17 protein-coding genes are annotated in these 19,657 nt (G+C 36.9%); 11 read left to right on the top strand and 6 right to left on the bottom strand.

Annotated elements, in window-relative coordinates:
- Positions 1–9: 9 nt before the first annotated feature.
- The gene (gene pckA, locus A8B79_RS14680) at positions 10–1,617 is read right to left on the bottom strand and encodes a phosphoenolpyruvate carboxykinase (ATP) (RefSeq protein WP_066224148.1); all 1,608 of its coding nucleotides are present in this window, start codon (positions 1,615–1,617) and stop codon (positions 10–12) included.
- A gap of 224 nt (positions 1,618–1,841) precedes the next feature.
- On the opposite strand from pckA, the gene A8B79_RS14675 reads away from it, so the two are divergent.
- Both A8B79_RS14675 and A8B79_RS14670 read left to right on the top strand, forming a co-directional pair.
- Positions 1,842–2,720 carry a carbon-nitrogen hydrolase gene (locus tag A8B79_RS14675; RefSeq protein ID WP_066224146.1) on the top strand — a complete coding sequence of 293 codons (879 nt, stop codon included), beginning with the start codon at positions 1,842–1,844 and terminating at the stop codon, positions 2,718–2,720.
- Positions 2,721–2,750: 30 nt separating this feature from the next.
- Positions 2,751–3,812: an agmatine deiminase family protein gene (locus A8B79_RS14670; RefSeq protein WP_066224144.1), complete on the top strand. Its 1,062-nt coding sequence runs from the start codon at positions 2,751–2,753 to the stop codon at positions 3,810–3,812.
- 29 nt (positions 3,813–3,841) lie between these two features.
- On the opposite strand, the gene A8B79_RS14665 is transcribed toward A8B79_RS14670, so the two are convergent.
- The 4 genes from A8B79_RS14665 to A8B79_RS14650 are packed head-to-tail and all read right to left on the bottom strand — an operon-like array spanning position 3,842 to position 9,925.
- Positions 3,842–5,278: a T9SS type A sorting domain-containing protein gene (locus tag A8B79_RS14665; RefSeq protein ID WP_066224140.1), complete on the bottom strand. Its 1,437-nt coding sequence runs from the start codon at positions 5,276–5,278 to the stop codon at positions 3,842–3,844.
- Between the two features lie 2 nt (positions 5,279–5,280).
- Positions 5,281–6,747 (bottom strand): T9SS type A sorting domain-containing protein, encoded by a 1,467-nt coding sequence (locus A8B79_RS14660; protein WP_066224138.1) that lies wholly within the window; start codon positions 6,745–6,747, stop codon positions 5,281–5,283.
- On the bottom strand, positions 6,744–8,123 hold the full coding sequence (locus A8B79_RS14655) for a T9SS type A sorting domain-containing protein (protein WP_082894203.1): 1,380 nt from the start codon (positions 8,121–8,123) through the stop codon (positions 6,744–6,746). The genes A8B79_RS14660 and A8B79_RS14655 overlap by 4 nt, the downstream gene beginning before the upstream one ends.
- Positions 8,120–9,925 carry an FG-GAP-like repeat-containing protein gene (locus A8B79_RS14650; protein ID WP_066224134.1) on the bottom strand — a complete coding sequence of 602 codons (1,806 nt, stop codon included), beginning with the start codon at positions 9,923–9,925 and terminating at the stop codon, positions 8,120–8,122. The genes A8B79_RS14655 and A8B79_RS14650 overlap by 4 nt, the downstream gene beginning before the upstream one ends.
- A 163-nt stretch (positions 9,926–10,088) precedes the next feature.
- Between A8B79_RS14650 and gatB the strand changes: the two genes are divergently transcribed.
- From gatB to A8B79_RS14605, 9 genes are all read left to right on the top strand, one after another.
- Complete coding sequence (gatB, locus tag A8B79_RS14645) at positions 10,089–11,537, top strand: Asp-tRNA(Asn)/Glu-tRNA(Gln) amidotransferase subunit GatB (protein WP_201118645.1); 1,449 nt, start codon at positions 10,089–10,091, stop codon at positions 11,535–11,537.
- A 21-nt stretch (positions 11,538–11,558) separates the two neighbouring features.
- The gene (locus A8B79_RS14640) at positions 11,559–12,923 is read left to right on the top strand and encodes a TlpA family protein disulfide reductase (protein WP_066224131.1); all 1,365 of its coding nucleotides are present in this window, start codon (positions 11,559–11,561) and stop codon (positions 12,921–12,923) included.
- Positions 12,924–13,697 (top strand): triose-phosphate isomerase, encoded by a 774-nt coding sequence (tpiA, locus tag A8B79_RS14635; protein WP_066224129.1) that lies wholly within the window; start codon positions 12,924–12,926, stop codon positions 13,695–13,697. It abuts the gene before it with no gap.
- 3 nt (positions 13,698–13,700) lie between these two features.
- Complete coding sequence (purD, locus tag A8B79_RS14630; protein WP_066224128.1) at positions 13,701–14,981, top strand: phosphoribosylamine--glycine ligase; 1,281 nt, start codon at positions 13,701–13,703, stop codon at positions 14,979–14,981.
- On the top strand, positions 14,978–15,793 hold the full coding sequence (locus A8B79_RS14625; RefSeq protein ID WP_066224126.1) for a hypothetical protein: 816 nt from the start codon (positions 14,978–14,980) through the stop codon (positions 15,791–15,793). The genes purD and A8B79_RS14625 overlap by 4 nt, the downstream gene beginning before the upstream one ends.
- Before the next feature lie 2 nt (positions 15,794–15,795).
- Positions 15,796–16,425, top strand: coding sequence for a hypothetical protein (locus A8B79_RS14620; RefSeq protein ID WP_066224125.1), 630 nt, complete (start codon positions 15,796–15,798; stop codon positions 16,423–16,425).
- A 20-nt stretch (positions 16,426–16,445) separates the two neighbouring features.
- Positions 16,446–16,934, top strand: a complete 489-nt coding sequence (locus A8B79_RS14615) for a hypothetical protein (RefSeq protein WP_066224122.1) — start codon at positions 16,446–16,448, stop codon at positions 16,932–16,934.
- A 4-nt stretch (positions 16,935–16,938) separates the two neighbouring features.
- The gene (locus A8B79_RS14610; RefSeq protein WP_066224120.1) at positions 16,939–17,934 is read left to right on the top strand and encodes a LuxE/PaaK family acyltransferase; all 996 of its coding nucleotides are present in this window, start codon (positions 16,939–16,941) and stop codon (positions 17,932–17,934) included.
- Between the two features lie 98 nt (positions 17,935–18,032).
- Positions 18,033–19,088 (top strand): acyl-CoA reductase, encoded by a 1,056-nt coding sequence (locus tag A8B79_RS14605; RefSeq protein WP_235603757.1) that lies wholly within the window; start codon positions 18,033–18,035, stop codon positions 19,086–19,088.
- A 1-nt stretch (position 19,089) separates the two neighbouring features.
- Here A8B79_RS14605 and A8B79_RS16195 read toward each other — a convergent pair.
- Positions 19,090–19,657 (bottom strand): hypothetical protein (locus A8B79_RS16195; protein WP_161485181.1); only part of this gene is annotated, 568 nt, incomplete at its 5' end.

The raw sequence follows: 19,657 nt of genomic DNA, 5'->3' as shown, positions 1-19,657 counted from the left end.
TAAATAAACTCAGTCTCCTTTTGGAGCTGCTGCCAATAATGCATCACTAGCTTCAGATTCAAACCTCTTAAAGTTGTCTACGAACATTTTGGCAAGCTTTTTCGCTTTGATGTCATATTCGTCAGCACTTTTCCAGGTGTTTCTTGGAATTAGTACTTCAGAAGGTACACCATCTACAGCAGTTGGAACTTCAACCCCAAAAATCGAATCCTTGGTATAAACTGCATTTTCAAGATTGCCTGCTATTGCTTCACTAAGCATTCTGCGTGTATGAGAAAGCTTCATTCTGGAACCCTCACCATAAGCACCGCCGGTCCATCCTGTATTTACCAACCAAACTTGAGATCCATGCTTTCTGATCTTTTCAGCAAGCAACTCAGCATATTCAGTAGGATGTAAAGGCATAAAAGGAGAACCAAAGCAAGCTGAAAAAGTAGCTTGAGGCTCAGTAACACCACGTTCAGTTCCTGCTACTTTTGCTGTGTATCCACTGATGAAGTGATACATAGCTTGTTCAGGTGTCAGTTTAGAAATAGGAGGGAGCACACCAAAAGCATCTGCAGTTAAGAAAATAATATTCTCCGGATGTCCGCCCGTTCCGGTTTTGCTGGCATTAGGAATAAAATCGATCGGGTAAGAACATCTGGTATTTTGAGTAAGACTTACATCATCGAAATCCGGTTCGCGATTATCATCCAGAATAACGTTCTCTAAAATAGTACCCGGCATTTTGGTGGTTGCGTAGATCATTGGCTCGCCTTCTTCAGAAAGATTGATCGTTTTTGCATAACAACCACCCTCGAAATTGAAAACACCATCATCACTCCAGCCATGCTCATCATCACCAATCAGTGTTTTTTCAGGATCGGCAGAAAGTGTTGTTTTTCCCGTTCCGGATAAACCAAAGAAAACAGCCGTTTTACCATTTTCATCATGGTTAGCGGAACAATGCATTGCCATAATTCCTTTTTTAGGAAGCAGGTAATTCATTACCCCAAAAATTCCCTTTTTAACTTCTCCGGAGTATAATGTTCCTCCGATTAGGATGATCTTCTTCTCAAAATTACAAATTATGAATGTACTGGATTTTGTACCGTCTTCAGTCGGGTCTGCTTCCAGAAATGGTGCTGCCATTACTGTAAACTCAGGCTCATGATTCACAAGCTCATCGTTAGTTGGGCGACGAAACATGTTATGAGCAAATAACCCGTGATAAGCAACTTCACTAACTACTCTCACCTGAAGTTGCGTAGCTTTGTCAGCTCCGCAATGCAGATCTTTTACAAAGAGTTCTTTATCAGAAAGATAATTCTGAGCCTTCTTGAATAATTTATCAAATACTTCTTCAGAAATTGGTTGATTGATATCACCCCAATCTATGTCATCATGAATGGAAGGTTGGTCAACAATAAATTTGTCTTTAGGGGAGCGACCGGTAAATTTCCCGGTGTGTACTACCAGTGCATGGTCTTTAGTAAGAAAAGCTTCTCCTCGTGCAATAGCTCTTTCATACAATTCTGCCGGCGATAAATTCCAGTGTACATTTTTATTACTCTCCAGTCCTAAATAGTCTAATCCGATCTTGCTTTTAGGGTGCTTGTCGTAGTTAGGTGTCATTTTTAATAATGAAGTTTTAAGTGAAGCCTTAAAGTTAAGGATTTACTTGTCTAATTTTAAGTAAAAAACCATTTAAACCTTAATTTCTTAGGCATTAAAGAAAGTTTGTGGAAGCGCTTTTTTAATTAAGGGAAGGATGATTAAATACCTAAATATTCATAGTGGTTTTAAAGATTGAATGAAAAATAAAATCCTTAAAAAGCGGATAATTTGTAACTTTAGATATGGAAAATGAAAAACGAGTAATAAAGCTGGGTTTGATACAAACTTATTGTGAAATAGACCCATCACAAAATGTAGAAAGAGCTAAAGTATTGATAAGATCTGCTGCTGAAGAAGGGGCCAATATTATTTGTCTACAGGAGCTTTTTAATACTATCTATTTCTGCAATCAGCATGATGAAAAAAACTTTGATTGGGCAGAACCAATTGACGGAAAGCTGGTTCAGGAGCTTAGTGATTTATCTGTAGAATTAGGTGTTGTGCTAATAGCTCCATTCTTTGAGAAAAGAACTCAGGGGGTTTATCATAACTCACTGGTAGTAATAGATGCAGATGGAAGTGTTTTAGGGAACTATCGGAAGATGCATATTCCGGACGATCCCGGTTTTCACGAGAAATATTATTTTACTCCGGGTGATAAAGAAACGGGATTTCAGGTTTTTGATACGGCTTTTGGTAAGATCGGAGCGCTCATTTGTTGGGATCAATGGTATCCTGAAGCCGCCCGAATAACAGCTCTGAAAGGCGCTGAGATCATTTTTTATCCAACTGCGATTGGAATGCTGAAGAAAGAAACCAGAAAGCAGAAAAAAATATTTATGGATGCCTGGATAACTATTCAGAGAAGTCATGCTATTGCTAATGGATGTTTTGTAGCAGTTACAAACAGAGTAGGAAAAGAAAAAGGAAACAAGTTCTGGGGCAACTCTTTTGTCGCAGGTCCATTTGGAGAAATTCTCAAACAGGGTGGACAAAAAGAAGAAATCGTTATTGCAGAGGTCGATCTTAACTCCATAGAAAGTCAGCGAAGAGAATGGCCATTCTTCAGAGACCGTAGAATTGATGTTTATGATGGAATCATGAAAAGGTTGATTGACTGATTTTAAATATCGAATAGTGAACAAGGAATCATGAATATCGAACAGAATTTGAATAACCTTTTAATGCCTGCTGAATGGGAAAAGCATTCTGCAACTTTGCTTCATTGGCCATCAAATAAAGAGACCTGGCCTGACGAGAGACTTCAAAGAGTTGAAAGAGTATATCTTGATATCATAAAAAGCCTTTCTGAGTTCGAACAAATTTTACTTTTAGTAGAAAATAACGAAGTACTAAGTAGGGTTTTAAAGCTTTTTAAAGTTGAAGGAGTTGATGCTAAACAAGTTCTCATCAAAGTGTATCCGGTAAACGATGTTTGGGCAAGGGATTGCGGACCGATCTTTGTGAAAGATGGAAACAGCTTTGTAATTACAGACTGGGAATACAATGCTTGGGGAGAAAAATATCCGCCCTGGGATTCCGACAATAATATTCCTGAATTCATTTCTGAGCTTTTTGGGATTAAAAGATTATCCACAAAGATGGTTTTAGAAGGCGGTTCCATTGATGTGAACGGAGTTGGGGATTTACTGACTACAGAGTCGGTACTTCTGAATTCGAATAGAAATCCCAAATTGACTAAGGATGAAATCGAACAAAATCTTAAGAGCTATTTAGGTGCAGAAAATATTATTTGGCTCAAATCAGGATTAGCTGGTGACGATACCGATGGTCATATTGATGATCTGACTAGATTCCTGAATGAGGAAACTGTGCTAACAATGGTTTGTGAAGATGAAGATGATGTCAATTACAAAGCTCTTCATAAAAATCTGGAGATCCTTCAAACTGCTACATTAAAGAGCGGTGGTAAATTGAATATAGAGACACTGCCTCTTCCCAAAACCAAAATTGAAGGAACCACGGTAGACGGCTCAGAATTTGTACCGGCAAGCTACGCTAATTTTTATGTGGGAAACGGATGTGTGTTAGTTCCTCTGTATGATGAACGGTATGACCAGCAAGCGCTGGATCTATTTAAAAAGTATTTTGCTGATAGAGAAATCATCGGAATTGAATGTGCTGATCTGGTTTGGGGACAGGGGAGTATTCATTGTATCACTCAGCAGCTTTATGGAACAGATGAATATTGAATATCCAACAATGAATATTCAATATTGAATTACTTGATCAATGTTAATCGCTTTGTTTGCACAACTCCATTTGCTTCCAATCGGTATAGATACACGCCACTGGCTAAATTGGTGGCGTTAAATTCAATGGTGTTGGTTCCGGCCGGACGAATTTCATTCACCAATTCCCGGACTTTTCTGCCTAGCACATCAAACACTGTTAATTTGGTGAAAGTGGATTTGTCCAGTTCGAATTCAATAGTAGTGGTTGGATTAAAGGGATTCGGATAATTTTGTTTTAGAGAAACCGCATTCGGGATTTCAGGAGATTCTTCATTACTAACAGGAACTTGTTTGATGGAAGTAGGTTGTCCGTTTTCAATTTTAAAAAGTGCTTTTTTGGTTAATACATAAAGGATATCAGAATCAGGTTTAGCATATAAACCGGTAATAGTATGATCGAAAGTAATGAAAGAATTAAAACTGTTTCCGGCATTTACCGACTGAAATAATTTGGTTCCCACAGATGCAAAAAGTACTGAATCTGAAGAAACAGCATAATAACTGGTATTCAAGGAGGCGTCTTCAATATCTGTAAAGAGTGAAGAAACTTCCCAGTTATCAATTTCCCCTTTAGCAGAATTTTTCAGTAAGTAAGTTTGAACCGAATCATTTTGGGAATCTTTAAGATCAACAAACCAATAAAAGAGGTCAGAATTTTTAGTATGATAGATATTTAAATGAGAGTCACCGTAAATGCTCAATGAATCATTTGAAGAATCTATAAAATTAATGACATTTGGTAAACTAAGCGATGTAGCTTTGTTAAGGTCTTTAGTTAAAAACAAGGAATCGGACTCAAGTATAAAAATAGTACTATCAGAGCGTTGGATGGATGGTTCTAAAAATCTATATCCTAAACTGGAAGAAAAATATAAGGTATCAGCTGGATTCTCATCATCTTCATAATTGAAAAAAAGCTCATTGGTTTTATTTCCTTCCCCTGCTGAATAGCTTAAATATTCTATTAAGAGTTTATCGCGTAAATATGGATGTCTGATAAAGTTAATTAATAGACCCGGGTCAAACATCCTTAGTGATCCGTATATTTCATTACTTGAATATTTATGTGTTCCGAATTTAAAATTGATTACAAAATTTGAATCAGCTTTTCCAATATGAAAATCTGTCAAATCCTTATATCCAATATTATAGCAGTTTTCATAATTATTTTGTCTGCTTGTTCCTCTAAATCGTAATGAATCTGAAGAATTTGAAGTATCGAAATGGTAAATATTTGATTCTCTAACTAGTTCTATTCCATTATCACAAGGAGTAGTATGTCTTTTCACATAATACAGCTGTGAGTTTGAGGAATAATCTTCAAAACCTTTCAGGTTATTATAAGTTACTTCCTGAGTATAGCTATCCAAGGTTGTCAGGTGAAGCATAAATATCAAAGAAATAACTAGCTTGAAAGTTTTCATAGTTACTTAATAAGCGTGAGTCTTTTAGTTTGAACTACGCCGTTTGCTTCCAATCTGTACAGATAAACCCCACTGGCTAAATTGGTGGCGTTGAATTCAATGGTGTTGGTTCCGGCCGGTCGAATTTCATTCACCAATTCCCGTACTTTCCTGCCAAGCACATCAAATACAGTTAGCTTGGCGAAGGTGGATTTATCCAATTCAAATTGAATAGTTGTCGTTGGATTAAATGGGTTCGGGTAATTTTGTTTTAGAGAAACCGCATTCGGGATTTCAGGAGTATCTTCATTACTCACCGGAACTTGTTTGATGGAGGTAGGTTGACCGTTTTCAACTTTGTACAGATCAGTTTTAGTAAGCACATACAAAATATCCGAATCTGGTTTTTTGTAGAGACCGGTTACTTCTGCCTCAAATTCCAGAATTTCCTGCCTGTTTTCGCCGTAATCTTCAGAGAAGAAAACTTTTGTAGTATCAGATAAATATAGATGATCAGGGTTTGAGTAGTCTATAGATATTCTTTTGTTTTCAGAATTTTCCAATAACTCATCATCTTCCCAGACATAACCATCAAAAATTACAAATCTTTTAACTCTAATGATGTCGGAAGTAATACCATTTCCAATATAATTTGCCTTATTCCTAAGGTAAAAAACCTTTGAGGGTGGTATAATTAGTGGCTCAAATGAAACATCAAGCATGGAATATTTTTCAAAAAAATTATCAATGATTACCTCGGAAGTATCTCCTGAATCATAAGACAATACTAGACTTGAATCTTTAAATCCGATAAAGATTTCATCATCATAATCAACAATTCCAAGAACAGAGAAGTCAATTAAGAGTGAATCCGGATAATCATCATAGTAACTTTTTTCATTCCATAAACTGTCTTGGTTTAGAGGAAATCGGTAGGTTTTTTTGAGAGTAGCGTCATATCCAGAAACAGCCTTTATTAATATTTCGTAAATAGGAGATGTAACAATCAGACTGTTTGTACTTTTTTGATAACTTAAACCAAGCGGGTTGGCAATTCCGATTTGGAAAATGTTTTCGTCATAAGTTTCTAAAGTAGCATTGCCACTCAAACCATAAATAGATTCATAGATAGCTACCGGTTTAGTGACCTTATTATCGACGAAAATATAAGACTCGATTTTATATGGTACTTCCTGACAAAAGGCAGACAGTTGAACGTAATCTCTTAGAATAACTGAATCTGAATTAAGTTCGGTGTTTAAATGATAAATGTGATTTTTGTATGGGTTTATGTTAGTTGTATAAGTTTGGCCGTCTTCCTGATAAGAACATATTCTATTTTTAGGTTCATACAGTCGATAAAATAATTGTGTTGTTCCCGTGGAATCCTCAAAACCACTTAGATCATGGAAGAAATTGGGGTTTGATTCTTGTGCAATCAATGGAAAGCTGAAAAACACAAACGATATGGTGAAAAGAAGCCTTTTCATTTGATCAGCGTGAGTCTTTTAGTTTGAACAACGCCGTTTGCTTCCAATCTGTACAGATATACGCCGCTAGCTAAATTGGTGGCTTTAAATTCAACGGTGTTGGTTCCTGCCGGACGAATTTCATTTACCAATTCCCGAACTTTTCTTCCAAGTACATCGAACACGGTCAGTTTGGTAAATGTAGTTTTATCTAGTTCGTATTCTATTGTAGTGGTTGGATTAAAAGGATTCGGATAGTTTTGTTTTAGAGAAACCGCATTCGGGATTTCAGGAGATTCTTCATTACTAACCGGAACTTGTTTGATGGAAGTTGGTTGACCGTTTTCTACCTTGTAAAGATCCGTTCGTGTCAATACATATAAAATATCCGAATCTGGCTTTTTGTAGAGTCCGGTAATTTGAGAATCGAATTCCAGAAGCATTTCGAAACTGTTCCCATAATCAGAAGAGTGGTAGACAGAAGCGGAATCGGAAATGAACAAACTACCAGAGATTGAAGTATCTGTAGAGACAAAAAGTAATTTGTTTAGGTTTTCAGGTAATGTAATTTTATCCCATGAGCCTTGAATGCCACCATTATTCGAAATTCTTAGCATATTTGCATTCCTGCCATATATATAGCTCGGATTTTGATCAAAAAATAAGGCTGAAAAAAACATAGAAGAGTCAGCTAGTTCAAAATCAGAAGAATATTTTTCGCTTCTGAATAGATGTCCATTCCCATCAATTCCGAAATAAAGAGAATCATTATTCGGATGAATATCCAAAAGACTATAATCGAAATGAGTACTGTCGAAGTAGCTAATCATCTCATCATAACCTGAATCATCGTCATCAAAATAAGGCCACTTTGAACTATCGGGTGAGAATGGTACAGTAAAGTCGTCTGTGATATAGTAAAGCGAATCATTTGCGATACTCAGTAAAAATTTATTAGCAGCGTAATAAAATTCATTATTCATCTGAGCTTTAATAATAATTGGAAAAGGAAACCCAAAGCCGGCATTTCTATGATCATGAAACGAAGGGGCAGAGCCTTCTCCATTTGTAGTCATCCTTATCCACTTAGAAGGATCACTATCAAAAAAATGGTAGTCGGTGGTATAACTTGCCGTGTACATTCCCGGAATAGTCCATTCTTCATAATAATTATTGAAGAGCTTGTAATAAGTGTTAGTTACAACATCAAAGTGATAGATATGATCATATCGGTAATTGAACTGCTCTCCTTCTTCGGGAGTTTCATGAATCTGAAAGAACAGTTGAGTTGTATCGGTAGAATCTTCAAACCCTTTTAATTCATGAAAATAGCGTTCCTGAGCTGAAATTGATGAGCCAAACAAACAGAAAAGTATTATAAAATAAAGCCTCTTCATTTGATCAGCGTGAGTCTTTTAGTTTGCACAACTCCATTCGCTTCCAATCTGTATAAGTATACTCCACTGGCTAAATTGGTGGCATTGAACTCAATAGTGTTGGGACCTGCCGGACGAATTTCATTCACTAATTCCTGAACTTTTCTTCCAAGTACATCATATACCACAAGTTTTGTAAAAGTAGATTTATCTAATTCAAACTGAATCGTTGTAGTGGGATTAAAGGGATTCGGATAGTTTTGATAAAGGTTAAACTTGAAAGGTAAAGATTCTTGAAGATTTGAAGTGATTACAAGTGGTTCAGAAACTGCACTTTCTGAGTATAACCCCAATGGATCTAAGGCTTTTACATTAACTTGATAAGTGCCTTTAGGTAAGTTTAGAATATTTAAATAAGTAGAGTTGGTATTAATAGAGATAGAATCTTTTTCAGAAATTACTGATATCAAATATTCAATATGTCCTTCTGATGACTCTATATCACTACTTGGAGCCCATGAGGTAGCGAGAGAATTTTCTTGTTCATAAATATAATTGAATGAAACTGAACTGGGTCGCTCATTATTTAAAAGCAATTCATTTGAAGCTTGATAAAGAAGATTTCCATTATTGAACGAAAAGAATACTTCCAAATCACCATCACCATCACCATCAAACTTGAAAATATTCTTTATTCCGTATCTGGTTTCAAAATTTAATTGGTACGTATTGTATTCGCTATTTTGATTACTGACCCTTAACCTAAGCCCTCCTTCTCTTATCTCGATAAAGTCGGTTAATCCATCATTATTGAAATGGAAGGCTTTAAGTAAGCCCAGATCTTCAGACTTAATTTGATAATCTGCTTCTACAAATGAGTTGCTGCTTTCCTCAAATTCATAAATAATATAAGTTGCATTCGTTAAACCTTGATTGGTTTTTTGAACCATAAGATCAGGAAATTTATCTTCATTCAGCCATAATGGTTCAAAATTCCAGTAAAGAGAAGACTCATCAGAAAAAGACCATTTTGGAAGATTTATTGATTTTCTTGTGAACGTTCTGTTCCTATTATTCTGATGCACAACAGGTTCTTTCCAATATTGATCATCATTTATGAAATCAGGATAGCCGTCCTGATTATAGTCGAGTATTTTTGAGGAATAAGTATTAAAACCAAAGTTTGTTATTTCATCAAATTCCGGTTCGCCTCCCTTATTATTCCACCCAATTGTAACGTGGCTAAACCCAATTAAAACCATGTCAGGAAAACCATCCAGATCCATGTCTTTTAAGTTTTTGAGCTCCTTTGCTTTTGATGCATTCCCAAGATAGATCTGATAAGGAACCCGAAATGAAATGGTTTCAAGTGTTTTGGTTCCTGAAAGCAATTGTATCTCCATAACATCATTATAAGTACTTCCATTTTCTTCTTTTCGGGTCTTTGTAAATATTAAATCTGTATCACCATCATTGTTCCAATCTGACAAGAAAAAGTTAGAAATATCTGAAGCTGATCGTAAAGTGAAAGCATTATTAAAATCGAGACCGTTCTCAGTTCCCTTTATATACTTTATATCAATTTTTTTATCGCCCGGGGAATTTTTGTTAAATATTTGCTGGAAAACTAAGTCAGTATGTCCGTCTTGATTGATATCATGAGGTATTACTTTTTCTAAAATTGCAAGCGAGTCTACAATGACAAAAGATTGGAGACTTACAGGGTTTTCTTCCTGATAAGCAAAAGCTTTATTAGCTACAAGGAATATTACCGCAAATACAGCGAAGTATTTCTTTGTTGAAATTTTCACTTTTTCAGACATGCTTATCCTTTTTGAAATTAAATTCGTAGTGAAGATGATGACCAAACCACTATTCTAAAAGAACATACTAAAACAGCACAAGTAATGCATATTAAGTTTACTATCTAAGTATTTACTTTAATATCTTTACCCTTCATAAATCACGATTCTGAAACAGGACTAAATGAGCACAATTGCCCATGAACGGTTTGAGGCAGTAATTGGCCTTGAGGTACACGCACAATTATTAACCAAAAGTAAAGCTTTTGCACCGGTTGCAGCACAGTATGGAGAAGCTCCGAATACACAGGTTTCACCACTTTGCTTGGGACACCCCGGAACGTTACCGGTTATTAATGAGAACTTAGTTCGCTATATCATTAAAATGGGACTGGCAACAGATTGTAGCGTTGCTCCGAAATCCATTTTTGCCCGAAAAAATTATTTCTACCCCGATCTTCCAAAGGGATATCAGATCTCTCAATTCGACACTCCCATTTGTTTCGACGGTTTTATTGATATTGAACTGGATGAGTATGATAAAAGAATCGGGATTACCCGCATTCACATGGAAGAAGATGCAGGGAAGTCAATACATGATCAGGATCCTTATAACACATTAGTGGATCTGAATCGTGCAGGTACTCCGCTGATAGAAATAGTTTCAGAACCGGACTTAAGAACTCCACAGGAAGCATACGCTTATTTGACCAAGATCAAGCAAATCGTACAGTATCTGGAGATCTGTGATGGAAATATGGAAGAAGGAAGCTTGCGCTGTGATGCAAACGTGTCTGTTCGTCCAAGAGGAAGAGAAAAATTTGGTACCCGAACTGAGTTAAAGAATATGAACTCTTTTCGGAATGTTGAAAAAGCCATTGAGTTTGAAATTTACAGACAGATCGAGTTGATCGAAGAAGGTGGTGAAGTAGTTCAGCAAACCAGATTATGGGATACTACAAAAAATCAGACCAGAGTGATGCGCTCAAAAGAAGAAGCTCATGACTATCGGTATTTCCCGGAACCGGATCTGCCACCCGTAATTGTTACTGAAGAATTGCTCGCTGACATAAAAGAAGAGCTTCCGGAATTGGCTGATGTACGTCAAAAGCGATTCATGGAAGAATATGCTATGAGCGAAAATGATGCGGTTACCTTGACAGAGAGTCGGTATCTGGCAGATTACTTTGAAGAAGTTGTTTCGTTCACAAAATCTCCAAAATCAGCTTCTAATATGGTTTTGAGTGAAGTTTTGAGAGTTTTGAATGAGCAGAGTATCGATATCGGAGAGTTTTCGGTTACCCCTGAACGCTTAGCTGAATTGGTAAAACTTAAAGAGGAAGACAAGATCAATTCATCTGCTATGCAGGATATTTTTAATGCGATGTTAGGCAATAAAAAATCTCCGGAAGAATTAGCAAAAGAGATGAATTTAATACAAGTTTCAGATTCGGGTTTCTTAGAGCCAATTGTTGATGAAATAATTGCGAATAACCCGGATGAAGTACAAAGATATAAGGAAGGAAAAAAACAATTGATGGGCTTTTTTGTGGGACAGGCTATGAAAGCATCTAGAGGTAAAGCCAACCCGAAATTAGTTACAGAAATGGTTTCAAAAAAATTACAAAATTGATTCTAGGTGAATCAAACTATTATGAAGATCAGAAATATATTTTATTTAGTTTTTCTTGCATATGCTCTTGCTAGTTGTAGCAACGATCCGGAATTCGAGACGGCCTATCTGAATGGAACAATAACTGTTGCAGATTCTGTTGATGATTCAAAAGATTATTCGGGCATTCAATTGATAATCACTTATCAGGAAAGTGCTACAAGTAAAGTTGATACAATTTTCAATAAAGCAACTAATGCAAATGGAATCGTTAAGGGAAAAGTGGAGTTTCCTCAAAAAGGAATCTATCCGGTTTTCTTTAACAGAAATGGAAATCAGGTTGCAACTACTCAGTTTATACTAGCCGACAATGACACTCTTACTTTTTCAGGAGTGCTACCGGCCTTAAATGTTAATTTTGAATTAGATTCAAGAGAGCATCGAGCAATGGAAACCTTTGATCGGGTTGACCGGGGTTTTAAAAGAGTAGCCGCATATATTGCTGCAGGCGCAATTGAAGATTCTCTTATTTATGATGAGGTTTTAAAATGGAGTGATCTGTATTGGGAAATCCATGAAAAGCATACTGAAACAATAGCTGCGAACTTAGCAGCTTCAGAATCTGCCAGATTGCTTAATACAATTGATAAGCCAATGATGATGCAGAGAATCAATGACGCTCTTACCAGTGAGGATGCTATTTTTGCTGCCGTTAGCTTCGGGTTTCCATATATAGCTAAAGAAAAGGGCTTGGACAAAGGAATATCGTATCTGGATTCACTTTCAGAACTTACAGAACGTGAAGATCTTATTTTGGGTCTGGATCAAAAGAAGATCGAAGTTTTATATGATAGCTCAAGGGTGGATGAAGCTAAGTCGGCTCTTGAAATATTTGAGAAGAAGTACAACAGTAAAACCAATGCAATGCAATGGGCAAAGAACATTGGATATGATCTGGCTTATTTGGCTCCGGGTTTCAGAGTTCCTGACTTCTCGTTTGCGACTCAGGAAGGAGATTCCATTAATTCATCAACGTTAATTGGAAAGCCTTATATAATTGAAATTACACCGGTTGCAAGTCGCCTTTATCAGGATCAATACGATCGTACTGTGGTGATCCACCAGATCTATCAAAACTATGATCTGGAGATATTTACTATTCCTCTCGACAGAAGTGAAGTGACCGTAAATGCATTTTTTGAAGAACGTGTAAAGCATTGGGGAGTTGCTGCTTTTGGTACTTTTGATATCCAAAAACTGATCGAGACCTTTAATGTTACTGACGTACCAACCAGAATTTTAGTTGATCAAAATGGAAATATTGTCCGGAAGTATGTTGCTTCAGAATTTACAGATGTAATTCAAGGAATGAACACCGTGATCAATCAATCAAAAATAGAAAGTTAAATGAGCGAAAGGCAGTTTTTAATAGCCGGAAATTGGAAGATGAATGGAGGTCCTTTTGAGGCCGCGGAATTGCTTGAGGGATTGAGATCTGCAAAAAATGAGATATCAGAGGAAGTAGATGTATTGGTTTGTCCGCCGTTTGTATCTCTTGGAATGGCCGTAAAATATCTTCACGACTCGGACATTCAGGTCGGCGCTCAAAACCTTCACTTTGAAGATAACGGAGCTTTCACCGGAGAAATAAGTGCAACTATGCTCGCAGAAAGTGGTTGTAATTTTGTACTCATCGGACATTCTGAACGTCGCCAATACTTTGGTGAGAACGATGAAACGGTAAACAAAAAAGCTCATACGGCATTATCACATAAAATAGCTCCGGTTGTTTGTGTGGGAGAATCTTTGGATCAACGGAAGAAAGACACGCACTTTGATGTAGTTTCTGATCAAGTTAAAAAAGCACTTCAAGATATTTCAGATAGTGAGATCTTAGATGTTGTAATTGCTTACGAACCTATCTGGGCAATTGGAACTGGAGAAACCGCCTCACCTGAACAAGCTCAGGAAATGCATGCTTTTATTAGAGCTGAAATTGCCGCTTTATACAATGAAGAAACAGCATCAGCCATCCGAATCTTGTATGGTGGAAGTATGAAACCGGCAAATGCTGAAGAACTATTATCGCAGACGGATGTTGACGGAGGCTTGATCGGCGGAGCCAGTTTAAAAGCCGACAGCTTTTCTGAAATTATTTCTATTGCCGAAAAACTTTCCTGAATCATGAAATACAATGTACTCTTGTTGGGAAGCGGAGGAAGAGAACATGCACTGGCTTGGGGAATAGCAAAGTCTCCAAAACTTGAACAGCTTTTTATTGCTCCGGGAAATCCCGGAACAGAATCGTTGGGAAAAAATGTGCAACTTAATGCTTCAGATTTTGATGAGGTTTGGGAATTTATACAAGCCCATTCTATTCATTTAACAATTGTAGGACCTGAACAGCCTCTTGTTGAAGGAATCGCTGACTTTCTGGAAGAAAAATGTCATGCTGTGTTTGGCCCTAAGCAACAAGCAGCAATGCTGGAAGGAAGCAAAGAATTTGCTAAGGACTTCATGAAAAGGCACGACATCCCAACAGCAGGATATGAAGTATTCAGCCAGGATGAATTTGACAAGGCTGCGGAATATATCATAGAAAAGGGCGAGTATCCGGTAGTTCTAAAAGCTGATGGCTTAGCCGGAGGAAAAGGAGTTCTGATCCCTGAAAATGAATCAGATGCTATTTCAGCACTGGAAGAACTTCAGGACGGATCGTTAAGTGATGCCGCTTCCCGATTAGTGATCGAAGAGTTTATGGAAGGCGAAGAAGCTTCGGTCTTTGCTATTTGCGATGGAGACAGCTACAAAGTGATCGGCAATGCTCAGGATCATAAACGTATTGGAGAAGGTGATACCGGTTTAAATACAGGTGGGATGGGAGCGTACTCTCCGGCTCCGATCGTAACAAAAGAACTTCTTAAAAGAGTTGAGTCAGAAATTATTCAGCCTACAGTATCCGGAATGAAATCCGAGGGAAATCCATATCAGGGAATTCTTTACGTAGGCTTGATGATCACAAAAGATGGACCAAAAGTTGTTGAGTATAACTGTCGGTTCGGGGATCCTGAATGTCAGGTGATCGTGCCCGCGATGAGATCCGATCTGCTGGAGGTGATCATTTCTTGTACGGAAGGAAGATTATCAGAAACAGATATTGAGTTGGACGATAAATACAGGTGTACGGTTGTTATGGTTTCCGGTGGATATCCACAAAGCTACGACAAAGGCAAAGAGATCCGCGGAGTTGATAAAGTTGACAGTGGTATTTTATTCCATGCCGGAACCAAGATCGAAAATGGAAAGCTTCTTACAAATGGCGGTCGGGTTTTAAATATCGTTGGGGAAGGGGAATCCCTGCATGAAGCCATCGATAATTCTTACACTCAGGTAAAAAAGATCAGCTTCGAAAAAGCATTTTTCAGAAATGATATTGGAGCAAAAGGAATAAAACGCCTTGCATGAGTCGCTTGTACCTCATAGCGATTTTGAGTGTTTTAATTGCAAATTCAGCGTTCGCCCAACAAAATTCTGTTGATACTTTATATACCGGTTTAAATAAAGCGACTTCTTTTACTTTTGGAAACGATGCTATTTACATCGTTGAAGCCGGAGCACACCGTGTGCTTAAATTGGGGTTTGAGGGAAAGCTGATCGAGAGATATGGAAAAAGAGGGAGCGGCAACTACCAATTCGACAATCCTGTGGATATTGCAACCACAAACGGGTTGAAGTTATTTGTATCTGATAAAGGAAATAACAGGATTCAGGTTTTTGATAAACGCTGGCAGTATCTGAGTTCCATTAAAGCTAAAGAGCAATTCCAAACCGGATCAGAAATTAATCCAATGTTTTTAGGAGTGAACAAGTTTGGGGAAGTTATTTTTTATAATGATGGCTCCGGGTCACTTGGAAAGTATAATGAAGACGGCTCAATGCTGGATGAAATTCCGATTCCTTCAGAGGTAATATCAGTTGATGGAATTCAAATTTCGGGTGATAAGGTTTTTATTTTAGATCGTAAATCAGGGTTTATACATCGGCTTTCAGGAAATGGATTTTATGAGACGTTTTATCCTGCTAAGAGAGGTAATACTTTTTATTACAAAGACGAAATAGTTTATTTAATTCAAGGTTCTTCTTTGAAATCAAACGGAAAAGGACAGATAAAAAACTTATATGATTTTAAATCGGAAACACTAGTTACTAAAATAATGGTGATTGATGATGATATTTTTATCTTAACAAGTAACTCTTTATTAAAAATATCTTTATAAAAGTGAAGTATAGCTATCTCTTATTTTTTTCTATAGTACTTTTCTTTTCTAATTGTGATAATCCATTTGCTACTACTCCCGGAACTCAAGGGAAAAATAAAGTAACCGGAATCTATATTACGTCTGAATCTTTAGAAATCATTGGTGTTTGGGGGAATCCCAGCTCTGATAAGAATGGTATAAGAAAGAAAAAAGAGGTAGAATTATCAGATGAAGAACTGCCATACGCACCAAATAGTTTCGAGTTAAATATACCTTACCCAAATCCGTTCGCTGGTTCCGCTACAGTTCAATTCCAATTACCTGTAGCAACCTCGATAAATCTTTGGTATGAAACAGCATATTTGGATCAGTCTGATGTCCCATTGCCAAATCAAAGTAAAATAGAAAGGAAATTTAGAAAGGTGTATATGATAAAAGATCAGAATAAGCCAGCTGGAATTCATAGTGTACAGCTAGCTACTCTTCTAAATAATAATGATGAATTTGATGAGAATGGCGAACGAATTGCTCCCGGTTTTTATAGAGTTTTTCTTCAGGCGGGTTCATTTATCGCATATCATGATATTTATATTGGGGGAGAAGGAAGTAATCCTCCTCCTGGGTTAAAAAATTATCTTTACTTCCGTTAAAAAATTTCAAAATCATTTCTATGAAAAAATTAATTACGCTTATAATAATCCTTCTATCCACAACTATAGTAAAAGCACAAGAAGAAAAAACGTGGGGAGTTACAGCAAGTATTCAATCATCTCAATTTGAATTTCTATTGCCAATATGGGTGAGTGAAACAGCAACACTTTCGCCTTCTGTTTCTTTTATTGCTGCACAAGACGGTGGAAGTGATCTGTCTTTGGGACTGAGTCCTAAGTTCTATTTATCAGATCCTGTTGAAGCAGTTCCGTTTGTGAGTTTTAGAGGAGGAGCTATCATTGGATTTCCTAATTCAGGTGATGCTATTGTGGATTTTTTGGCAGGTTTTGGAGGTGGTGCTGAATACTTTTTTAATTCAAGTTTAAGTGTTGGAATCGAACTTCAGGGTAATTTTACCATTTCAGATGAAGGTTCATTTAGATTCGGTAATCCCGGAAACATAAATTTTAATACAGCAACAAGTTTAACGGCAAGTATCTTTTTCTAAAATCTTGGAATTCGAGCCCTACCAAATATTTGATGAGTCTGTTTCTTTCGAAGAAAAAGCACTCAACATCTTTAAATACCAATCAGAAAATAATCCTGTTTACGGACGATTCTGCAAAGCTCTTGGGATTGCTAGTTCTATAAATATTGCAGAAATCCCGCTTTTACCCATTCAGGCATTCAAAGAGAAAGAAATAGTGACATCTAAGAAAAATATGTCAGCTGACGGCTATCAGTTTTTTCAAAGTAGTGGTACTTCAGGGATGCAAAGAAGTAAGCATATTGTTGTTGATCCAGATCTGTATAAACAGTCGATTTTTGATGGAATGTGGGAATTCTACGATCTGCATGATTATGTGATTTGGGCGTACACTCCGGGCTATAATTCCAGTCCCAATTCTTCTTTGGTGTGGATGCTGAATGCATTGATAGAAAGAGAAGATTCAGGTCACAGTAAGTTTCTGGAACTGGATAAATCGTTGCTCCAAAGTGAAATAGATAAGATCAGAGCCTCAGGCAAAAATCTGATGCTGTTCGGCGCTGCATTCGGACTTCTGGACTTGGCCGAACGCAGTAATGTTGATCTTGCAAAAGATACCATTGTGATGGAAACGGGTGGTATGAAAACATTCAGAAGAGAAATGACAAAACAAGCTCTTCATGAACAGTTAGCGAAGGACTTTGGATTGCCTCTGGAGCAGATCCATTCAGAATACGGCATGACAGAATTATTGAGTCAGGCATATAGTCGAGGTTCCGAATGGTTTGATTGTCCTTCCTGGATGCATGTAAGTATTCGAAATCCTGAAAACCCGATGCAGGAAGTTGAACAAGGAGAAGAAGGGTTGATAGGAGTGACGGATCTGGCAAATTTCTATTCCTGTTCGTTTATTTTAACAGGGGATAAAGGCATTATGAATGCTGAGAATCAATTTCAGGTTTTAGGCAGATGGAATCCAAAGAATTTACGAGGCTGTAATTTTCTCATCGACCAGGATTGAAGAAATGCCCCAGAATCACAAAAGCATAGAATGCTGTAATTATCTGAACTCAAACAACGAGTTTCCCCTCAAAGGAGGGGAACAAGGGGAGGGTCAACATGAATGAAACAATGGAAAATAATTTCCAAGATCACATCCAAAAAGTCTCCCAAGCTACAAAGGAATGGCTCCAACCCGATAATTTATCGCTAAAAAAAGCCATTGATAAAACGGTGGAAGAAGGTATGTTCAGTTTTGAAGACATTAAATTTCAGATTAGAACATTAAAGCAGAAAGTGGATTCCGGACAGGTTGAAGAATGGGCTAAGCGGGTTGAATTATCAGAAATAAAAAATTCAGTAGGACAAAAAGTTCTTTGCTTGCATGCGGGGAATCTTCCCTTGGTGGGATTTCAAGATGCACTAGGTACAATTTTATCCGGTGCTGATTATTATGGAAAACTCTCGAAAAAAGATCCGTATTTGTTATCAAGTTTTTTGAAGATGATGGATGAAGTTGATCTTGATATTCAAATTCAATACTCGACAGAGTTAGCCGATTTCAAAGATCTGCAAGCTGATAAAGTTCTGTTTGCGGGCTCGGAAGAATCTGTTGTCCCTGTTCAAGAAGAGCTTTTTAAGCTAAATGCTGTAAATGACAACACAGAGTTTGTAATTCGGACAGCTAAATTCTCCATAGCCTATCTGGATAATGAAGAGCCTGAAACCTTGAGAGATATGATCGAAGCGGTGTTCAGATACGGAGGGAAAGGTTGTCGTTCTGTAGCTGTCATTGTTAGTCCGTTCACTCTTTCAAAAGTAAAATGTCACTTTACCGATTATGTAGAGGAATTCTGGCTGAACAATCCTCAGCTTAAAAAGCCCAAAGAAAATCTGGCGTATCAGTTTGCATTCAATAAAGCCATTGAAAGGGATCAGGCATGGTTGGATGATTTTCTGGTTCAGGAAACCGATGACTTCCCCGATCAGGAATTTGTGCTAAACTGGGTTGTGGGAGATCATAATAAGGTTAAAGAGCTGAAGAGTAGATTTGGCAACTCAGTGCAAACGGTTTATCGAACCAGAGAAAATATTAACGGAATTAAAACTGAATTTCTGAGTAATGCTCAAACACCCGATCTGTGGTGGGAACCGGATGGGATTGGGGTTGTTTGAGTCAATTATCAACCCATTCCCACAAATTATTAAAGTCATAGAAACTATACCCAGAAGGATTTCTCATAATTAATTGATCAAGATTGGGGTTATAGCTCAAAGAAAGTATTTTGTTATTAATATTCTTTTGTAATGAAACGGAATGTGTGTTTCTATTTAAAAAGAAAATTTCAGAAGAATAGGGGCTACTAACACTTGAATTATTAGAGACAAGTATATTATGATTATTTACTAGAACAATATCTTTTAAAAACCTGTTATGAAATATTTCTGAACTATTCTTTGAAAGGATGTCTATTAAATATATTCTTATACCGTAAGTATCTAAAACAAAGTATTCAGTATCTTCTTTATGAATAATTTTTTTCATAAATCCATCCATGTCTCCAAAAGAAGATAATTCAGTATGATTGTTTCGATATATATCTACATTATTAATCAAGTTTAAAAAATATAAATCATTTGCTCTATCAAAAAATACTTTTGGGGTATAAAAAGAGCCTGAATACGCATGAATTTTTTTTGTAATATTTTCTTTAAAATCCCATTCATAAATATATGTGCTATCA

The sequence above is a fragment of the Balneola sp. EhC07 genome (genome assembly GCF_001650905.1).
Taxonomy (GTDB): Bacteria; Bacteroidota; Rhodothermia; order Balneolales; family Balneolaceae; genus Balneola.
Note: the sequence above shows the minus strand (reverse complement) of the source record. Positions and strands in the feature narration are given on the sequence as shown.

What these genes read in the sequence shown, in the direction of transcription:
- pckA (WP_066224148.1), bottom strand. Translation starts at nt 1,617, where the DNA reads ATGACACCTAACTACGACAAGCACCCTAAAAGCAAGATCGGATTAGAC.
- A8B79_RS14675 (WP_066224146.1), top strand. Translation starts at nt 1,842, where the DNA reads ATGGAAAATGAAAAACGAGTAATAAAGCTGGGTTTGATACAAACTTAT.
- A8B79_RS14670 (WP_066224144.1), top strand. Translation starts at nt 2,751, where the DNA reads ATGAATATCGAACAGAATTTGAATAACCTTTTAATGCCTGCTGAATGG.
- A8B79_RS14665 (WP_066224140.1), bottom strand. Translation starts at nt 5,278, where the DNA reads ATGAAAACTTTCAAGCTAGTTATTTCTTTGATATTTATGCTTCACCTG.
- A8B79_RS14660 (WP_066224138.1), bottom strand. Translation starts at nt 6,747, where the DNA reads ATGAAAAGGCTTCTTTTCACCATATCGTTTGTGTTTTTCAGCTTTCCA.
- A8B79_RS14655 (WP_082894203.1), bottom strand. Translation starts at nt 8,123, where the DNA reads ATGAAGAGGCTTTATTTTATAATACTTTTCTGTTTGTTTGGCTCATCA.
- A8B79_RS14650 (WP_066224134.1), bottom strand. Translation starts at nt 9,925, where the DNA reads ATGTCTGAAAAAGTGAAAATTTCAACAAAGAAATACTTCGCTGTATTT.
- gatB (WP_201118645.1), top strand. Translation starts at nt 10,089, where the DNA reads ATGAGCACAATTGCCCATGAACGGTTTGAGGCAGTAATTGGCCTTGAG.
- A8B79_RS14640 (WP_066224131.1), top strand. Translation starts at nt 11,559, where the DNA reads ATGAAGATCAGAAATATATTTTATTTAGTTTTTCTTGCATATGCTCTT.
- tpiA (WP_066224129.1), top strand. Translation starts at nt 12,924, where the DNA reads ATGAGCGAAAGGCAGTTTTTAATAGCCGGAAATTGGAAGATGAATGGA.
- purD (WP_066224128.1), top strand. Translation starts at nt 13,701, where the DNA reads ATGAAATACAATGTACTCTTGTTGGGAAGCGGAGGAAGAGAACATGCA.
- A8B79_RS14625 (WP_066224126.1), top strand. Translation starts at nt 14,978, where the DNA reads ATGAGTCGCTTGTACCTCATAGCGATTTTGAGTGTTTTAATTGCAAAT.
- A8B79_RS14615 (WP_066224122.1), top strand. Translation starts at nt 16,446, where the DNA reads ATGAAAAAATTAATTACGCTTATAATAATCCTTCTATCCACAACTATA.
- A8B79_RS14605 (WP_235603757.1), top strand. Translation starts at nt 18,033, where the DNA reads ATGAATGAAACAATGGAAAATAATTTCCAAGATCACATCCAAAAAGTC.